The sequence below is a fragment of the Pseudomonas sp. KBN12P06040 genome (genome assembly GCF_037574965.1).
GTDB classification, from domain to species: Bacteria; Pseudomonadota; Gammaproteobacteria; order Pseudomonadales; family Pseudomonadaceae; genus Pseudomonas; species Pseudomonas aeruginosa.
Window position 1 is genome coordinate 5,409,881 of the sequence record NZ_JBBELS010000001.1, and the last position, 15,829, is coordinate 5,425,709.

The 15,829-nt window shown below is 66.2% G+C and carries 16 protein-coding genes and 1 tRNA gene; 11 read left to right on the plus strand and 6 right to left on the minus strand.

Annotated elements, in window-relative coordinates:
- Positions 1-6 precede the first annotated feature (6 nt).
- The 4 genes from VQ067_RS25560 to phrB all read left to right on the plus strand — a co-directional run bounded on the left by VQ067_RS25560 (position 7) and on the right by phrB (position 4,453).
- Positions 7-990, plus strand: a complete 984-nt coding sequence (locus VQ067_RS25560) for an NAD(P)/FAD-dependent oxidoreductase (RefSeq protein ID WP_003094987.1) — start codon at positions 7-9, stop codon at positions 988-990.
- Between the two features lie 152 nt (positions 991-1,142).
- Positions 1,143-2,102, plus strand: a complete 960-nt coding sequence (locus VQ067_RS25565) for a DUF523 and DUF1722 domain-containing protein (protein WP_031686599.1) — start codon at positions 1,143-1,145, stop codon at positions 2,100-2,102.
- A gap of 9 nt (positions 2,103-2,111) precedes the next feature.
- Positions 2,112-3,011 (plus strand): MerR family transcriptional regulator, encoded by a 900-nt coding sequence (locus tag VQ067_RS25570; protein WP_003141623.1) that lies wholly within the window; start codon positions 2,112-2,114, stop codon positions 3,009-3,011.
- Positions 3,008-4,453: a deoxyribodipyrimidine photo-lyase gene (phrB, locus tag VQ067_RS25575; protein WP_031686600.1), complete on the plus strand. Its 1,446-nt coding sequence runs from the start codon at positions 3,008-3,010 to the stop codon at positions 4,451-4,453. The genes VQ067_RS25570 and phrB overlap by 4 nt, the downstream gene beginning before the upstream one ends.
- Before the next feature lie 125 nt (positions 4,454-4,578).
- Here the strand turns inward: phrB and pagL are convergent, their stop codons facing one another.
- The 6 genes from pagL to hemA all read right to left on the minus strand — a co-directional run bounded on the left by pagL (position 4,579) and on the right by hemA (position 9,973).
- Positions 4,579-5,100, minus strand: a complete 522-nt coding sequence (gene pagL, locus VQ067_RS25580) for a lipid A 3-O-deacylase (protein WP_003094992.1) — start codon at positions 5,098-5,100, stop codon at positions 4,579-4,581.
- A 133-nt stretch (positions 5,101-5,233) separates the two neighbouring features.
- Positions 5,234-6,031 carry a glutamate racemase gene (gene murI, locus VQ067_RS25585; RefSeq protein ID WP_003099300.1) on the minus strand — a complete coding sequence of 266 codons (798 nt, stop codon included), beginning with the start codon at positions 6,029-6,031 and terminating at the stop codon, positions 5,234-5,236.
- Positions 6,021-6,779 carry a molybdopterin-synthase adenylyltransferase MoeB gene (locus VQ067_RS25590; protein ID WP_003141626.1) on the minus strand — a complete coding sequence of 253 codons (759 nt, stop codon included), beginning with the start codon at positions 6,777-6,779 and terminating at the stop codon, positions 6,021-6,023. Before VQ067_RS25590 ends, murI begins: the two co-directional genes overlap by 11 nt.
- The gene (gene prmC, locus VQ067_RS25595; protein ID WP_003114694.1) at positions 6,773-7,603 is read right to left on the minus strand and encodes a peptide chain release factor N(5)-glutamine methyltransferase; all 831 of its coding nucleotides are present in this window, start codon (positions 7,601-7,603) and stop codon (positions 6,773-6,775) included. Before prmC ends, VQ067_RS25590 begins: the two co-directional genes overlap by 7 nt.
- Before the next feature lies 1 nt (position 7,604).
- Complete coding sequence (gene prfA / locus VQ067_RS25600; protein WP_003094997.1) at positions 7,605-8,687, minus strand: peptide chain release factor 1; 1,083 nt, start codon at positions 8,685-8,687, stop codon at positions 7,605-7,607.
- A 17-nt stretch (positions 8,688-8,704) separates the two neighbouring features.
- A complete protein-coding gene (gene hemA, locus VQ067_RS25605; protein WP_003095001.1) occupies positions 8,705-9,973 on the minus strand; it encodes a glutamyl-tRNA reductase in 1,269 nt (422 codons plus the stop codon).
- Positions 9,974-10,116: 143 nt separating this feature from the next.
- Between hemA and lbcA the strand changes: the two genes are divergently transcribed.
- The 7 genes from lbcA (at position 10,117) to pth (ending at position 15,826) form a co-directional block, all read left to right on the plus strand.
- Positions 10,117-11,889, plus strand: a complete 1,773-nt coding sequence (gene lbcA, locus VQ067_RS25610) for a proteolytic complex protein LbcA (protein ID WP_074241324.1) — start codon at positions 10,117-10,119, stop codon at positions 11,887-11,889.
- A 4-nt stretch (positions 11,890-11,893) separates the two neighbouring features.
- Positions 11,894-12,511 (plus strand): lipoprotein insertase outer membrane protein LolB, encoded by a 618-nt coding sequence (lolB, locus tag VQ067_RS25615; RefSeq protein WP_003095005.1) that lies wholly within the window; start codon positions 11,894-11,896, stop codon positions 12,509-12,511.
- Between the two features lies 1 nt (position 12,512).
- The gene (gene ispE / locus VQ067_RS25620) at positions 12,513-13,361 is read left to right on the plus strand and encodes a 4-(cytidine 5'-diphospho)-2-C-methyl-D-erythritol kinase (protein ID WP_031686602.1); all 849 of its coding nucleotides are present in this window, start codon (positions 12,513-12,515) and stop codon (positions 13,359-13,361) included.
- A 36-nt stretch (positions 13,362-13,397) separates the two neighbouring features.
- A tRNA-Gln gene (locus tag VQ067_RS25625) sits at positions 13,398-13,472 on the plus strand.
- 55 nt (positions 13,473-13,527) lie between these two features.
- Positions 13,528-14,469, plus strand: coding sequence for a ribose-phosphate pyrophosphokinase (locus VQ067_RS25630; protein WP_003099281.1), 942 nt, complete (start codon positions 13,528-13,530; stop codon positions 14,467-14,469).
- 116 nt (positions 14,470-14,585) lie between these two features.
- Positions 14,586-15,200 (plus strand): 50S ribosomal protein L25/general stress protein Ctc, encoded by a 615-nt coding sequence (locus VQ067_RS25635; protein ID WP_003095013.1) that lies wholly within the window; start codon positions 14,586-14,588, stop codon positions 15,198-15,200.
- Between the two features lie 41 nt (positions 15,201-15,241).
- Positions 15,242-15,826 (plus strand): aminoacyl-tRNA hydrolase, encoded by a 585-nt coding sequence (pth, locus tag VQ067_RS25640; RefSeq protein ID WP_003099278.1) that lies wholly within the window; start codon positions 15,242-15,244, stop codon positions 15,824-15,826.
- Positions 15,827-15,829 lie beyond the last annotated feature (3 nt).

Consider the following 15,829-nt stretch of genomic DNA (forward strand, 5'->3'; position numbering starts at 1 on the left):
CATGTCATGAGCGTCCCCATCGCCATCATCGGTACTGGCATCGCCGGGCTTTCCGCCGCCCACGCATTGAGATCCGCCGGCCAGACCGTACAACTGTTCGACAAGGGCCACGGCAGCGGCGGCCGCATGGCCAGCAAGCGCAGCGAGGCCGGCACGCTGGACCTCGGCGCGCAATACTTCACCGCCCGCGACCGGCGCTTCCTCGACGCCTTGCAACACTGGCGCGAGGAAGGCTGGGTGGACGAGTGGAAACCCGCTCTCTACCAATACCGCGACGGCCAGCTGAGCCCCTCCCCGGACGAGCAGCCACGCTGGGTCGGCATCCCGCGAATGAGTGCGATCACCCGCGCCCTGCTCACCGATCTGCAAGTGGTCTTCTCCTGCCGCATCACCGAGGTCTTCCGCGGCAAGCAGCACTGGCACCTGCAGGACGCCGAGGGACAGAACCACGGTCCGTTCAACCAGGTCCTGATCGCCATCCCCGCTCCCCAGGCCACGCCGCTGCTGGCCAGCGTGCCGAAACTGGCGGCCACCGCCGCGAGCGTGGTCATGGAGCCGACCTGGGCGGTGGCGCTAGGCTTCCGCGAGGTACTCGACACCCCGGTGCAGGGCTGCTTCGTGCACGGCAGTCCGATCGCCTGGCTGGCCTGCAATCGCAGCAAGCCGGGGCGCGACACCGCCCTCGATACCTGGGTGCTGCACGCCACCAGCCAGTGGAGCCGGCAACACATCGACATGGCCAAGGAAGACGTGGTCGAGCACCTGCGCTGCGCCTTCGCCGAAGTGATCGGCTGCGCCGTGCCGGAAGCCGCCTTCAGCATCGCCCACCGCTGGCTCTATGCACGCCCGGCGGAGGCTCACCAATGGGGTGCCCTCGGCGATCCCGACCTGGGCATCTACGCCTGCGGCGACTGGTGCTCCAGCGGCCGCGTCGAAGGCGCCTGGCTCAGCGGCCAGGAAGCCGCGCGGCGCCTGCTGGAACATCTCTGAGGGGATCGGGCCGTCGCCTGGCGGCCCGATGTGACAAGAAAATACCTATACAAATACATTGACCTGTACAAGATAAGTTCTAGGATGTGTCGTATGACCGCCTGGCTGTCGAGCTGCGCGCGAACCTCCTTTCCCCTCGGGAGACGACACCGATGCACGAATCTCACCACCCTTCCCTGACGCCCCGACTCGGCATCAGCGCCTGCCTGCTCGGCGAACCGGTGCGCTTCAACGGCGGCCACAAGCGATCCGCGCTTTGCGAGGAACTGGCGCGACACGTCGAATTCGTCTCCTTCTGCCCGGAACAGGCCATCGGCCTGGGCACGCCGCGCCCGGCGATTCGCCTGGAAGGCACTCCGGAAGCCGCCGAGGCGCGGAGCCACGACGGCCTGGCGGTCGGCGGAGCGCTCGCCGAATATGCGCGGCGAGTGGCGCAACGGGCGGATACGCTGGACGGGTTCATCTTCATGCAACGTTCGCCGTCCTGCGGGCTGCAACGGGTCAAGGTCTACCCTGAAGGCGGCGGCGCGCCGCGCGCCGAAGGCCGTGGACGCTTCGCCGCAGCCCTTTGCGAAGCCTTGCCGGAGCTACCGGTGGAAGAAGAAGGCCGGCTGCACGATCCGGTCCTGCGGGAGAACTTCCTCACCCGCGTGTTCGCCCATGCCCACTGGCAGGCCCTGTGCCAGCGCGGCCTCAGCCATTCGGCCATCGTCGCCTTCCATAGCCGCTACAAGTACCAGTTGCTGGCGCATTCGCCGGAGCACTACCGCAGTCTCGGCCGCCTGCTCGGCGAAGCCGGCCACTACCAGCCGGAAGCCCTCGGCATGCGTTACTTCGGCGAGCTGATGCAGGGCCTGCGCCGCTGCGCGACCCGCGGCAGCCATGGCAACGTGTTGCTGCACCTGAGCGGCTACCTGAAACGCGACCTCGCAGCCGAAGACAGGCGTGAATTGCGCGAGCTGATCGAGCAATACCGGCATGGCAGCGTGCCGCTGGTGGTACCGCTGACCCTGCTAAAGCACCACTTCCGTCGCCACCCGCATGCATACATCGCCCAGCAGGCCTACCTGCAACCACACCCGACCGAACTCGGCCTGCGCAACGCGCTCTAGGATTTCCCGATGAACTCGCCCCACCTCGAACGCGGCGGCCTGCCGATCCGCGAAGTCACTCGTCTGACCGGCGTCCATCCGGTCACCCTGCGCGCCTGGGAGCGCCGCTATGGCCTGGTGGTGCCGCAACGCACCGGCAAGGGGCACCGGCTCTACAGCGAAGAGCAGGTCGAGCGCATCCGCCGGATACTCGTCTGGCTCGAGCGTGGCGTCGCCATCAGCCAGGTGCGCGCGCTGCTGGAGCGTCCGGAGGAAACCCCGGCGGCGGATGTCGAATCCCCCTGGGAACGCCTGCACGAACAACTGCTGGACGCCATCGCCGCGCTGGCCGAGCGACGCCTCGACGACCTGTTCAACCAGGCCGCGTCGCTCTATCCGGTAGCGACCCTCTGCGAAAAGCTTCTGCAACCCTTGCTGCAGCACCTCGAACGACGCTGGCAGGGACAATTCGGCGCGCGCATGGAGCGGGCCTTCTTCTTCTCCTGGTTGCGCAGCAAGCTGGGCGCCCGCCTTTATCACCAGCAGCGGCTGCAACAGGGCGCGCCGCTGCTGCTGGTCAACCAGTCCGAGCTGTCGCTGGAACCGAACCTCTGGCTGTGCAGTTGGTTGCTCGGCAGCGGCGAGGTGCCGCTGCAGGTCTTCGACTGGCCGCTGCCACCGGCCGAACTGGCCCTGGCCTGCGAACGCCTGGAAGCTCGCGGCGTGTTGCTGTACGCCAGTCATCGCCTCAACCCGGAGCACCTGCCGCGCCTGCTGGCAGGGGTTAGCTGCCCGGTGGTGCTGGTCGGACCGGCCGTGGAGATCCAGCGCGAAGCCTTCGAAACCCTGGCGCTAGCCGGCCTGCTGCTGGCGAGCACGCCCCTGGAAGCCCGCCGCCTGCTCGGCGAACGAGGCCTGTTGAACCCATGAACGGACTTCCGATGAACCTGATCTGGTTTCGCTGCGACCTGCGAACCACCGATAACAGCGCGCTCCTCGCCGCCGCCGATGGGCGCCCTTGCGCGGCCCTCTACCTGCTCAGCCCGGCGCAGTGGCGGGAACACGACGATGCGCCCTGCAAGGTCGACTTCTGGCTGCGCAACCTGGGCGAGCTGCAACGCCAGCTCGCCGCGCTGAACATCCCGCTGCTGGTGCGCGACTGCGGCCACTGGCGGCAAGCCCCGGAAGTCATCGGCCGGCTCTGCCGGGAGCTGGGAATCGGCGCGGTACACGTCAACCAGGAATACGGGGTGAACGAGGAACGCCGCGACCAGGCCGTCGGCCAACGCCTGCGCGAACAGGGCGTGGCCTTCCACAGCCACCTCGACCAGCTGTTCTTCGCCCCCGGCTCGGTACTGACCCGAACTGGCGGCTATTTCCAGGTGTTCAGCCAGTTCCGCAAGGTCTGCCACGAACGGCTGTACCAGGCCCTGCCGGGTGTCCGCCCGCGTCCGCAGCCCCAGCCACCGCACGCGCTGGCCAGCGACCCGCTGCCGGATGCCGTGCCCGCCTTCCCGCGGCCGGCCGATAGCTTGCGCCGCCTCTGGCCGGCAGGCGAAGAGGTAGCGCAGGAACGCCTGCGCGACTTCGCCGAGCAGCACCTGGCCGACTACCATGAACGGCGCGACTTCCCGGCGCTTCCCGGCACCAGCCAACTGTCGCCCTACCTGGCTGCCGGCGTACTCTCGCCCAGGCAATGCCTGGACGCCGCGCTGGTTGCCAACCGCGGCGAGTTCAGCGGCGGCCAGCAAGGCGCCGCGACCTGGATCAACGAACTGCTCTGGCGCGAGTTCTACAAGCACATCCTGGGCGGCTACCCACGGGTCTCCCGGCACCGCCCCTTCCGCGAGGAGACCGAAGCCCTGCGCTGGCGCCAGGCCCCGGCGGAACTCGAAGCCTGGCAACAGGGGCGCACCGGCATACCGATCATCGACGCGGCAATGCGCCAGTTGCTCGCCACCGGCTGGATGCACAATCGCCTGCGGATGGTGGTAGCGATGTTCCTCAGCAAGAACCTGCTGATCGACTGGCGCGAAGGCGAACGCTGGTTCATGCGCCACCTCATCGACGGCGACCTGGCGGCGAACAACGGCGGCTGGCAGTGGAGCGCATCCACCGGCACCGACGCCGTCCCCTACTTCCGCCTGTTCAATCCGCTCTCACAGTCCGAACGCTTCGATCCACGCGGCGAGTTCATCCGCCACTGGCTGCCGGAACTGGCCGGCCTGGAGCGCAAGGCGATCCACGATCCGTCCAGCCTGGGGCTGTTCGCCGGGGTCGACTATCCACGGCCGATGGTCGACCTGAAGGCCAGCCGCGAACGGGCGCTGGCAGCTTTCCGCAACCTGCCGCCGCGCGATGGTCGCGCGTAGGGCGCGTCAGCGAGCTATCGCCTCCCGCCAAATGGCTCGCTCTTTCCATGGGGCGGTGCGGCGTGGTGGAAGAATCGCAGGCATGAAAAAGCCGGGATGAACCCGGCTTTTTTCGACCGTGCCGACTAGATCGGGATCTTGTAGAACAGGCTGTAGGACTCGATACCGTCGTTCGGCTGTTTCAGGCCGGCGTTGGAATAGTGGATCGCCCGAATGCCGACCGACTGGCCGTTGGCGAACTTCAGGCCGGCGCCGATGCGGTCTTCGAAGTTCAGGGAGGAACCCAGGTTCTGGTCGCCGACACGGGTGCCGGAGAACGCCGCCACGCCGATACCGGCCTCGATGAATGGCTTGATCGAGTCGCCGGCGAACTCATAGACGAATACCGGAGCGAACGACAGCGAATGCTTGCCGGCGCCTTCATCGCCACCTTCCCAATAGGTGTAGCCCGCATCCCAGTAGCCGGTCAGGCGCCCGGTGGAGGTCTGCCACCAGCTCTTGTCCCAATCCCAGCTCAGGCCCAGGCGATAGGTCATGCCCGACTGGCCGGTCGCACCGACGGCGGCCGAGACGTCCGCCGCCTGGGCGGAGGCCACGTGGACGGAGGAAAGTGCGGCCAGAACGGCCAGCGGAAGTAGTTTCTTCATTGAAACGTCCTTTTCGAAAGTTGCATGAAAGCCCCCGCATTCAAGCTGCGCATTATAAGAGCGCACTTACTAAAGCAGATACTAGACCAAACGCTTTAGTTCAAAAAATCGCTGTCACGTCTGCCAGGAACGACTAAACGACTAATTTTCCTACGCTTTCCGGGCTTCCCCAGAGGATCGGCAGGATCCTTTCCATCTCCTCCGGCAGCGCGCTGGTCCAGAAACGCGGCGTTGCGGCCTGGCCAGAGGCCAGTAGCGCCCGCGCCGACAATACGCGCTCCAGCTGCCGGGCGACAGCCGCTCCCGTATCGATCACCGCCATCTCCGCCGGGATCAGCTCGGCCAGCAGGGGTTTGACGAAGGGATAATGAGTACAGCCGAGGATCAGCGTATCGCAGCCCTGTTCGAGGATGGGTGCCAGCAGGCGTTCCAGCAGTGCCCGGGTTTGCGGCCCATAGAGATCGCCGGCTTCGATGCGCTCGACCAGCCCCGGACAGGGCTGGGTGAAGACCTGTACATCGCTGGCGAAGCGGTCGAGCAAGGCGGCGAAACGCGCGCTCTTCAGAGTTCCGGTGGTGGCGAGGACGCCGACCCGACCGTTGCGGGTGGCCGCCGCGGCCGGCTTCACCGCCGGCTCCATGGCCACCAGCGGCACCTGCGGATAACGTTCGCGCAATTCCGCCGCAGCCGCTGCCGTCGCGGTATTGCAGGCCAGTACCAGAGCCTTGGCGCCCTGCTCCAGAAGGAAATCACCGATCCGCTCGCAGCGTTCGCGGATGTACTCCGCGCTCTTCTCGCCGTAGGGCACATGGGCGTTGTCGGCGACGTAGAGCAACGATTCGGATGGCAGGCGCGCACGAATCTCACGCAATACGCTGAGCCCGCCGACCCCGGAATCGAAAACGCCGACCGCGGCCGACTCAACCGCCATGGCGTTGCCCGCAGACGGCACAGGAAGGATCGCGACGCACCCGCAATTCGCGGAAGCGCGTGCCGAGGGCGTCCACCAGCAGCAGGCGGCCCACCAGCGGTTCGCCGAAACCGGCCAGCAGCTTGAGCGCCTCCAGCGCCTGCAGGCTACCGACCAGGCCCACCAGCGGACCGATCACGCCGGCCTCGCTGCAGGTCAGCTCGGCCTCGCTGCCGTGCCCGTAGAGGCAGTGGTAGCAGGGGCTTGCGTCGCAGCGGGTATCGAATACCGAAAGCTGGCCCTCAAGACGGATCGCCGCGCCACTGACCAGCGGCTTGCCGGCGCGCACGCAGGCGACGTTGACCGCCTCGCGGGTGGCGAAGTTGTCGGTGCAGTCGAGCACCAGGTCGACCGCCGCCACGGCGGCATCGAGGGAGTCCTCGTCCAGCGCGGCGCTATGGCTGACCAGGCGGATCTGCGGATTCAGTGCGCCCAGCCGGCGCATCGCCGACTCCACCTTGCCGATACCCACGCTGGCGCCATCGTGGATGACCTGCCGTTGCAGGTTGGTCAGGTCGACCGTATCGAAATCCGCCAGGTGCAGCTCGCCGACCCCGGCCGCGGCCAGGTACAGCGCCACCGGCGAACCCAGGCCGCCAAGACCGACGATCAGTGCGCGGCTGCGCTTCAGGCGCAGCTGGCCCTCGACGTCGACCTGCGCCAGCAGGATCTGGCGACTGTAGCGCAGCAGTTCCTCGTCGCTCAGCATGCCCATTGTCCGAGTGTGATCCGCTCGTTGCCGCCGAGGTCGCGCAACGTATGTACCCCGGCGAAGCCGCGGGCGCCGAGCAGTTCGCGCACCGCCGCCCCTTGATCATAGCCGTGCTCGAGCAGCAGCCAGCCTTCGTCCAGCAAATGCCGCGGCGCCTGGGCGACGATCTGGCGGATGTCGTCGAGGCCATCGCTACCCGCGACCAGCGCGCTCTTCGGCTCGAAACGCACGTCGCCCTCGCTCAGGTGCGGGTCGCTGGCAGGGATGTACGGCGGATTGCCGACGATCATCCGGAAGCGCCGGCCATCGAGGGCGGAGAACCAGTGGCTGCGGCGCACCTCGACGTTCTCCAGGAGCAGCCGCTGGCGATTGCGCTCGGCCAGCGCCACGGCCTCTTCCACACGGTCCACCGCAGTCACTGTCCACAGCGGCCGCTCGCTGGCCAGGGCCAGGGCGATGGCGCCGGTGCCGGTGCCCAGGTCGAGCACCGTAGCGGTGTCCGCCGCGAGGGTCGCCAGCGCGGTTTCCACCAGCAGTTCGGTGTCCGGGCGCGGGATCAGGGTGTGTGGCGCGACCTCCAGGTCCAGGCTCCAGAAGCCCTGGTGGCCAAGGATGTAGGCCACCGGCTCGCCGTTGCGCCGACGGGCGATCCAGTCGTCGAACCGCTCGTTGGCCTCGCGCGGCACGATGCGCTCCGGCCAGGTACGCAGGAAGCTGCGCGGCTTGCCCATCGCCGCCGCCAGCAGCAACTCGGTGTCGAGCCGGGCGCTGGGCGAATCGGGCAGTTGGGAATCCTTGAGAAGGGTACAGATAGTGGTCATATCAGTCGCCCAGGGCCGCCAGTTGATCGGCCTGGTATTCCTGCAGCAACGGCTCGATCACCTGTTCCACCGCGCCCTCCATCACCTCGCCCAGGGAGTACAGGGTAAGGTTGATGCGATGGTCGGTGACCCGCCCTTGCGGGAAGTTGTAGGTACGGATGCGCTCCGAGCGGTCGCCCGAGCCCACCAGCAGCTTGCGCGTGCTGGCGATCGCCTGCTGCGCCGCGGCCTGCTGCTGGTCGTTGAGCTTGGCCGCCAGCCAGGCCATGGCCTTGGCGCGGTTCTTGTGCTGCGAGCGCTCTTCCTGGCACTCGACCACGATGCCGCTGGGAATGTGGGTGATGCGCACCGCCGAGTCGGTCTTGTTGACGTGCTGGCCGCCGGCGCCGGAGGAACGGTAGGTGTCCACCCGCAGGTCGGCCGGGTTGATCTCGATCGTTGCCTGTTCGTCCGGCTCCGGCAGCACCGCGACAGTGCAGGCGGAAGTGTGGATCCGGCCCTGGGATTCGGTTTCCGGCACCCGCTGCACGCGGTGCGCGCCGGACTCGAACTTGAGCTTGGCGTAGACGTTGTCGCCCTCGACCCGGGCAATCACTTCCTTGTAGCCACCGTGCTCGCCCTCGTTCTCCGACAGCGTCTCGACCCGCCAGCCCTGGCGCTCGGCGTAGCGCGAATACATGCGGAACAGGTCGCCGGAGAAGATCGCCGCCTCGTCGCCACCGGTGCCGGCACGGATCTCCAGGAACACGTTGCGGCTGTCGTTGGGATCCTTCGGCAGCAGCATGCGCTGCAGGCTGTCGCCGAGGGCAGCGAGACGGCCGCGCGCTTCGGCGACCTCCTCCTCGGCGAGGTCGCGCAACTCCGGGTCGCTGTCCTTGAGCAACGCCTGGGCGCCCTCGAGGTCGGCCTGCACCTTGCGGTAGTCGCGGAACGCCAGGATCACCGGTTCGACCTCGGCGTACTCGCGGGAATAGGCGCGGAAGCGGGTCTGGTCACTGATCACCTCGGCGTCGCCGAGCAGCGCCGTCAGTTCTTCGTAGCGATCGCTGAGGACATCCAGCTTTTTCAGCAGAGAAGCTTTCATGCAGGCATAGGTACCGGTCAGTGGCGCGGCGCGCCCTCGTCGAGGGCGAACAGCTCCTGGGCCAGGGCCAGCGCGTCGATGCGGCCCTCGGCGGACATTTTCTTCATCTGCACGCTGGGCGCGTGCAGCAGTTTGTTGGTCAGGCCGCGGGCCAACTGGGCCATCACCTCGGCCGGGTCGGCACCGTTGGCCAGTTGCCGCTGGGCCTTGCCCAGTTCTTCATCGCGCAGGCGCTCGGCCTGCTGCCGATAGGCGCGCAGCACGTCCACCGCAGCCAGTTCGCGCAGGCGCTGCATGAACTCGGCGACGCCGCTGCCGACCAGTTCCTCGGCGGCCTGGGCAGCGCCCTGGCGGCTCTTGAGATTCTCCGCCACTACTTCGTGGAGGTCGTCGACGCTATAGAGGTAGACGTCGTCCAGTTCGCCGACTTCCGGCTCGATGTCGCGCGGCACGGCGATGTCGACCATGAACATCGGCTTGTGCTTGCGCTGCTTCAGCGCGCGCTCCACGGCGCCCTTGCCGAGGATCGGCAACTGGCTAGCAGTGGAGCTGATGACGATATCGCTGTTGGCCAACTCCTCGGGTATCTCCGAAAGCAGCACCGCATGGGCGCCGAACTGCTCGGCGAGCAGGCTGGCGCGCTCCAGGGTGCGGTTGGCCACCACGATGCGCTTCACGCCTTGCTCGAACAGGTGGCGCGCGACCAGGGTGATGGTCTCGCCGGCGCCGATCAGCAGCGCCTGGCTGCGGTGCAGGTCGCTGAAGATCTGCTTGGCCAGGCTCACCGCGGCGAACGCCACGGACACCGGGTTCTCGCCGATGGCGGTATCGGTGCGGACGGTCTTCGCCGTACTGAAGGTGGCCTGGAACAGGCGGCCGAGCAGCGGACCGACGGTGCCGGCCTCGCGCGCGACGGCGTAGGCCGACTTCATCTGGCCGAGGATCTGCGGCTCGCCGAGGACCATCGAGTCGAGGCCGGAGGCCACGCGCATCATGTGGCGCACCGCGTCTTCGTCCTGGTGCACATAGGCGCAGGCGCGCAACTCGTCGAGGGTCAGACGATGGTAGTCCGCCAGCCAGGCGAGCACGTCGTCCGCGGTCGGATGGTCGATCTCCAGGTAGAGTTCGCTCCGGTTGCAGGTCGACAGGATGGCCGCCTCGCGGCTGGTGGTCAGGCGGCAGAGCTGCTGCAGCGCCTCGACCATCTGTTCCGGAGTGAAAGCCACGCGCTCGCGGACAGCCACCGAGGCGGTCTTGTGATTGATGCCGAGGGCAATGAAGGCCATGCAGGATCGCTGAGCTAATCGGGGAAACGCGCAATTCTCCTACTTCGCCAAGGGCAGGACAACCATTGCCGATGTATTGACCCCATAGACAGCTTCGTCGACGCCCGTCCCGGCCCCCTTGGGCTTGCCGGACGGCTTATGTCATGATGGCGCCACCCTCGCAGGTTCAAGGCCGGCTTTCTTCCTCTATGAACAAATCCCTTGCGCTGCTGACCGTCACGCTGCTGCTCGGCGGCTGCCAGTCACTTATCCACAAGACTCCCGATGGCACCCCGCCGGTGGAAGACACCGCGGTCGAGACCAAGGCCAAGCCGGAAAAGTACGGCTCCTTCAGCGAGGACAGCCTGTATTCGCTGCTGGTGGCCGAACTGGCCGGGCAGCGCAACCGCTTCGACATCGCCCTGAGCAACTATGTGGTGCAGGCGCAGAAAACCCGCGACCCCGGAGTTTCCGAGCGCGCCTTCCGCATCGCCGAATACCTCGGCGCCGACCAGGAAGCCCTCGACACCTCCCTGCTCTGGGCGCGCAGCGCGCCGGACAACCTCGATGCCCAACGCGCCGCCGCGATCCAGTTGGCCCGCGCCGGGCGCTACGAGGAGTCCATGGTGTACATGGAGAAGGTCCTCAACGGCCAGGGCGACACGCACTTCGACTTCCTCGCCCTGTCTGCCGCGGAGACCGACCCGGATACCCGCACCGGCCTGCTGCAGAGCTTCGACCACCTGTTGAAGAAATACCCGAACAACGGCCAGTTGCTGTTCGGCAAGGCCCTGCTGCTGCAACAGGACGGCCGCCCGGACGAAGCCCTGACCCTGCTCGAGGACAACTCCGCAAGCCGCCACGAAGTCGCCCCGCTGCTGCTCCGCTCCCGCCTGTTGCAGAGCATGAAGCGCAGCGACGAGGCCCTGCCGCTGCTCAAGGCCGGGATCAAGGAACACCCGGACGACAAGCGCGTGCGCCTCGCCTACGCGCGCCTGCTGGTGGAGCAGAACCGCCTGGACGACGCCAAGGCCGAGTTCGCCGGACTGGTCCAGCAATTCCCCGACGACGACGACCTGCGTTTCTCCCTGGCGCTGGTCTGCCTGGAAGCCCAGGCCTGGGACGAAGCCAGGATCTACCTGGAAGAACTGGTCGAGCGCGACAGCCACGTCGACGCCGCCCACTTCAACCTCGGCCGCCTCGCCGAGGAACAGAAGGACACCGCGCGCGCCCTCGACGAGTACACCCAGGTCGGCCCGGGCAATGACTTCCTCCCGGCGCAACTGCGCCAGACCGACGTCCTGCTCAAGGCCGGTCGCGTCGACGAAGCCGCCCAGCGCCTGGACAAGGCGCGCAGCGAGCAACCCGACTACGCCATCCAGCTGTACCTGATCGAAGCCGAGGCGCTGTCCAACAACGACCAGCAGGAAAAGGCCTGGCAGGCCATCCAGGAGGGTCTGAAGCAGTACCCGGAGGACCTCAACCTGCTCTACACCCGCTCGATGCTGGCGGAGAAGCGTAACGACCTGGCGCAGATGGAAAAGGACCTGCGCTTCGTCATCGCCCGCGAGCCGGACAACGCCATGGCCCTCAACGCCCTCGGCTACACCCTGGCCGACCGCACTACCCGCTACACCGAGGCGCGCGAGCTGATCCTCAAGGCGCACAAGTTGAACCCGGACGACCCGGCGATCCTCGACAGCATGGGCTGGATCAACTATCGCCAGGGCAAGCTGGCGGACGCCGAGCGCTACCTGCGCCAGGCGCTGCAGCGCTACCCCGACCACGAGGTCGCCGCGCACCTGGGCGAAGTCCTCTGGGCCCAGGGGCGCCAGGACGACGCCCGAGCCATCTGGCGCGAATACCTCGACAAGCAGCCCGACAGCGACGTGCTGCGCCGCACCATCAAGCGCCTGACCGGCGCCGAGACTCCTTGAAACCATGCGTCTACGTCTTTTCCTCGCCGCCTCCGCGCTGGCCCTGCTCAGCGGCTGCGCCGGCCTGACCTCCCACGAAGCCCTGGAAGGCCAGGGCGATGCGCAGACCTGGAAAACCCACAAGCAGCAACTCAGCGAGCTGGATGCCTGGCAGATCGACGGCAAGGTCGGCATCCGCGCCCCGCGCGACTCCGGCAGCGGCACCCTGTTCTGGCTGCAGCGCCAGGGCTACTACGACATCCGCCTGTCCGGCCCGCTCGGCCGCGGCGCAGCACGCCTGACCGGGCGTGAAGGCGCGGTGAGCCTGGAGGTCGCCGGGCAGGGCCGCTACCAGGCTGAGTCCCCGGAAGCCCTGCTGGAAGAACAACTAGGCTGGCGCCTGCCGGTCTCGCACCTGCTCTGGTGGGTACGCGGCCTCCCGGCGCCGGACAGCAAGAGCCGCCTGACCCTCGACGCCGACAGCCGCCTGGCGCGCCTGGAACAGGACGGCTGGCAGATCGAATACACCCGCTACGCCGAACAGAACGGCTACTGGCTACCCGAGCGCCTGAAGCTGCACGGCCAGGACCTCGACGTCACCCTGGTGATCAAGGACTGGCAGCCGCGCCAGCTCGGCCGCTGACATGAGCGTGCGCCTCAGCCTGCCTGCCCCGGCCAAGCTCAATCTGTTCCTGCATATCCTCGGCCGCCGCGACGATGGCTATCACGAGTTGCAGACCCTGTTCCAATTCCTCGACCACGGCGACGAGCTGCATTTCGAAGCCCGCCAGGACGGCCAGGTACGCCTGCACACGGAAATCGCCGGGGTGCCGCACGACAGCAACCTGATCGTGCGCGCCGCGCGCGGGCTGCAGGAAGCCTCCGGCAGCCTGCAAGGCGTCGACATCTGGCTGGACAAGCGCTTGCCCATGGGGGGCGGCATCGGCGGCGGCAGCTCCGACGCCGCCACGACGCTCCTGGCCTTGAACCATCTCTGGCAACTCGGCTGGGACGAGGACCGCATCGCCGCCCTGGGCCTGCGCCTGGGCGCCGACGTGCCGGTCTTCACCCGCGGACGCGCGGCTTTCGCCGAGGGCGTGGGCGAAAAGCTCACCCCGGTGGATATCCCGGAGCCCTGGTATCTCGTCGTGGTTCCGCAAGTACTTGTCAGCACAGCAGAAATTTTTTCAGATCCACTGTTGACACGCGATTCTCCCGCCATTAAAGTGCGCACCGTTCTCGAGGGGGACAGCCGAAACGACTGTCAGCCGGTAGTCGAGAGGCGTTACCCAGAAGTTCGTAACGCTTTGATCTTGCTAAACAAATTTGTTTCAGCTAGATTAACCGGCACTGGAGGTTGTGTGTTTGGGAGCTTCCCAAACAAAGCTGAAGCTGATAAAGTCTCGGCCCTTCTTCCAGACCACCTTCAGAGGTTCGTCGCCAAAGGAAGCAACCTCTCGATGTTGCACCGGAAGCTGGAAACTCTGGTCTGAGAAAGGAATGCCGAAACGGCATTCGAGCAATACCACAGGGGCGTCGCCAAGCGGTAAGGCAGCAGGTTTTGATCCTGCCATGCGTTGGTTCGAATCCAGCCGCCCCTGCCATTTTCCTCTTCTGTATTTCATCCGGATCCCTTCGGTCGACACAGGTACCTGTAGCGTGTCCAAGATGATGGTCTTCACGGGGAACGCTAACCCCGATCTTGCACGACGCGTCGTGCGTCAGCTGCACATTCCTCTTGGCGATGTTTCAGTTGGCAAATTCTCCGATGGCGAAATCAGCGTCGAAATCAACGAAAACGTCCGCGGCAAGGACGTATTCCTGATTCAGCCGACCTGCGCGCCGACCAACGACAACCTGATGGAACTGGTGGTGATGGCCGATGCCTTCCGCCGCTCCTCGGCCACTCGTATCACCGCTGTCATCCCCTACTTCGGCTATGCCCGCCAGGATCGCCGTCCGCGCTCCGCCCGCGTGGCCATCAGCGCCAAGGTAGTGGCCGACATGCTGACCGTCGTCGGGGTCAACCGTGTCCTCACGGTCGACCTGCACGCGGATCAGATCCAGGGCTTCTTCGATATCCCGGTAGACAACATCTACGGTTCCCCCGTGCTGGTGGACGATATCGAAGACCAGCGCTTCGAGAACCTGATGATCGTCTCCCCAGACATCGGCGGCGTGGTGCGCGCGCGCGCCGTGGCCAAGTCCCTGGGCGTGGACCTTGCGATCATCGACAAGCGTCGTCCCAAGGCCAACCAGTCCGAAGTGATGCACATCATCGGTGACGTCGAAGGCCGTACCTGCGTACTGGTAGACGACATGGTCGATACCGCCGGCACCCTCGGTCACGCCGCCAAGGCACTGAAAGAGCACGGCGCCGCCAAGGTCATCGCCTACTGCACCCACCCGGTGCTGTCCGGCCGTGCCATCGAGAACATCGAGAAATCCGTACTGGACGAGCTGGTGGTGACCAACACCATCCCGCTGTCCGCCGCTGCCCAGGCCTGTGGCCGCATCCGCCAGCTGGACATCGCTCCGGTCGTTGCGGAAGCCATGCGCCGGATCAGCAACGAAGAATCGATCAGCGCGATGTTCCGCTGAGGCCCAGCCTCGGCGAACGCGCCTGAACGAAAACGCCCCGCTCCGGCGGGGCCTTTGAAATCGCCCGAACGCTGGTCGCAAGCGTTCGGGCGCATTGTTATTTTTGGAGATACACAATGGTCGACTTTATTCTGAATGCCCAAGTGCGTTCCGATCTGGGGAAAGGTGCGAGCCGCCGCCTGCGTCGTAACGCCGGTCTGGTTCCTGCTGTCGTTTACGGCGGCGACAAAGAGCCCCAGTCCGTAACCCTGGAACTGCGCGAAATCGCCAAGCTCCTGGAAAACGAGGCTGCCTTCAGCCACGTGATCGCCCTGAACGTTGGCGGCGCCAAGGAAACCGTACTGATCAAGGCCCTGCAGCGCCATCCGGCGAAAGGCTTCGTGATGCACGCCGACTTCCTGCGCGTGGTCGCCGACCACAAGCTGACCGCCCACGTACCGCTGCACTTCATCAACGAAGAAGTAGCCGTTGGCGTCAAGCAATCCGGTGGCGAGATCTCCCACACCATCTCCGAAGTCGAAGTTTCCTGCCTGCCGAAAGACCTGCCGGAATTCATCGAAGTCGACATGGCCAAGGTCGAGCTGGGCCAGATCGTTCACCTGTCGGACCTCAAGGCTCCGAAAGGCGTCGAGCTGGTACAACTGGCCCACGGCAACGATCTGGCCGTTGCCAACATCCACGCTTCCCGCGTGGTGAAGGAAGAAGGTAGCGAAGAAGGCGCCGCCGAGTAATTCATTACTCGATCGCCTTTTTATAGAGAGGGGCTCCCGTCGTGACTGCCGTACAACTGATCGTTGGCCTGGGAAACCCGGGTCCTGAATACGACCAGACCCGGCATAACGCGGGGGCCCTTTTCGTTGAGCGCCTGGCGCATGCCCAGGGCGTCAGCCTCGTGGCTGACCGCAAGTATTTCGGCCTGGTCGGCAAGTTCAGCCACCAGGGCAAGGACGTTCGTCTGTTGATCCCGACTACCTACATGAACCGCAGCGGCCAGTCCGTGGCGGCGCTGGCGGGATTCTTCCGGATCGCCCCGGACGCCATCCTGGTGGCCCACGACGAACTCGACATGCCCCCTGGCGTCGCCAAGCTCAAGACCGGCGGTGGACACGGCGGGCACAACGGGTTGCGCGATATCATCGCCCAGCTCGGCAATCAGAATTCTTTCCATCGCCTGCGGCTTGGCATCGGCCATCCGGGGCACAGCAGCCTGGTTTCCGGTTACGTGCTCGGCCGCGCCCCGCGCAGCGAGCAGGAACTGCTCGACACCAGCATCGACTTCGCCCTCGGCGTGCTGCCGGAAATGCTCGCCGGGGACTGGACCCGGGCGATGCAGAAGCTGCACAGCCAGAAGGCCTGAACC

What these genes read in the sequence shown, in the direction of transcription:
- VQ067_RS25560 (WP_003094987.1), top strand. Translation starts at nt 7, where the DNA reads ATGAGCGTCCCCATCGCCATCATCGGTACTGGCATCGCCGGGCTTTCC.
- VQ067_RS25565 (WP_031686599.1), top strand. Translation starts at nt 1,143, where the DNA reads ATGCACGAATCTCACCACCCTTCCCTGACGCCCCGACTCGGCATCAGC.
- VQ067_RS25570 (WP_003141623.1), top strand. Translation starts at nt 2,112, where the DNA reads ATGAACTCGCCCCACCTCGAACGCGGCGGCCTGCCGATCCGCGAAGTC.
- phrB (WP_031686600.1), top strand. Translation starts at nt 3,008, where the DNA reads ATGAACGGACTTCCGATGAACCTGATCTGGTTTCGCTGCGACCTGCGA.
- pagL (WP_003094992.1), bottom strand. Translation starts at nt 5,100, where the DNA reads ATGAAGAAACTACTTCCGCTGGCCGTTCTGGCCGCACTTTCCTCCGTC.
- murI (WP_003099300.1), bottom strand. Translation starts at nt 6,031, where the DNA reads ATGGCGGTTGAGTCGGCCGCGGTCGGCGTTTTCGATTCCGGGGTCGGC.
- VQ067_RS25590 (WP_003141626.1), bottom strand. Translation starts at nt 6,779, where the DNA reads ATGCTGAGCGACGAGGAACTGCTGCGCTACAGTCGCCAGATCCTGCTG.
- prmC (WP_003114694.1), bottom strand. Translation starts at nt 7,603, where the DNA reads ATGACCACTATCTGTACCCTTCTCAAGGATTCCCAACTGCCCGATTCG.
- prfA (WP_003094997.1), bottom strand. Translation starts at nt 8,687, where the DNA reads ATGAAAGCTTCTCTGCTGAAAAAGCTGGATGTCCTCAGCGATCGCTAC.
- hemA (WP_003095001.1), bottom strand. Translation starts at nt 9,973, where the DNA reads ATGGCCTTCATTGCCCTCGGCATCAATCACAAGACCGCCTCGGTGGCT.
- lbcA (WP_074241324.1), top strand. Translation starts at nt 10,117, where the DNA reads ATGATGGCGCCACCCTCGCAGGTTCAAGGCCGGCTTTCTTCCTCTATG.
- lolB (WP_003095005.1), top strand. Translation starts at nt 11,894, where the DNA reads ATGCGTCTACGTCTTTTCCTCGCCGCCTCCGCGCTGGCCCTGCTCAGC.
- ispE (WP_031686602.1), top strand. Translation starts at nt 12,513, where the DNA reads ATGAGCGTGCGCCTCAGCCTGCCTGCCCCGGCCAAGCTCAATCTGTTC.
- VQ067_RS25635 (WP_003095013.1), top strand. Translation starts at nt 14,586, where the DNA reads ATGGTCGACTTTATTCTGAATGCCCAAGTGCGTTCCGATCTGGGGAAA.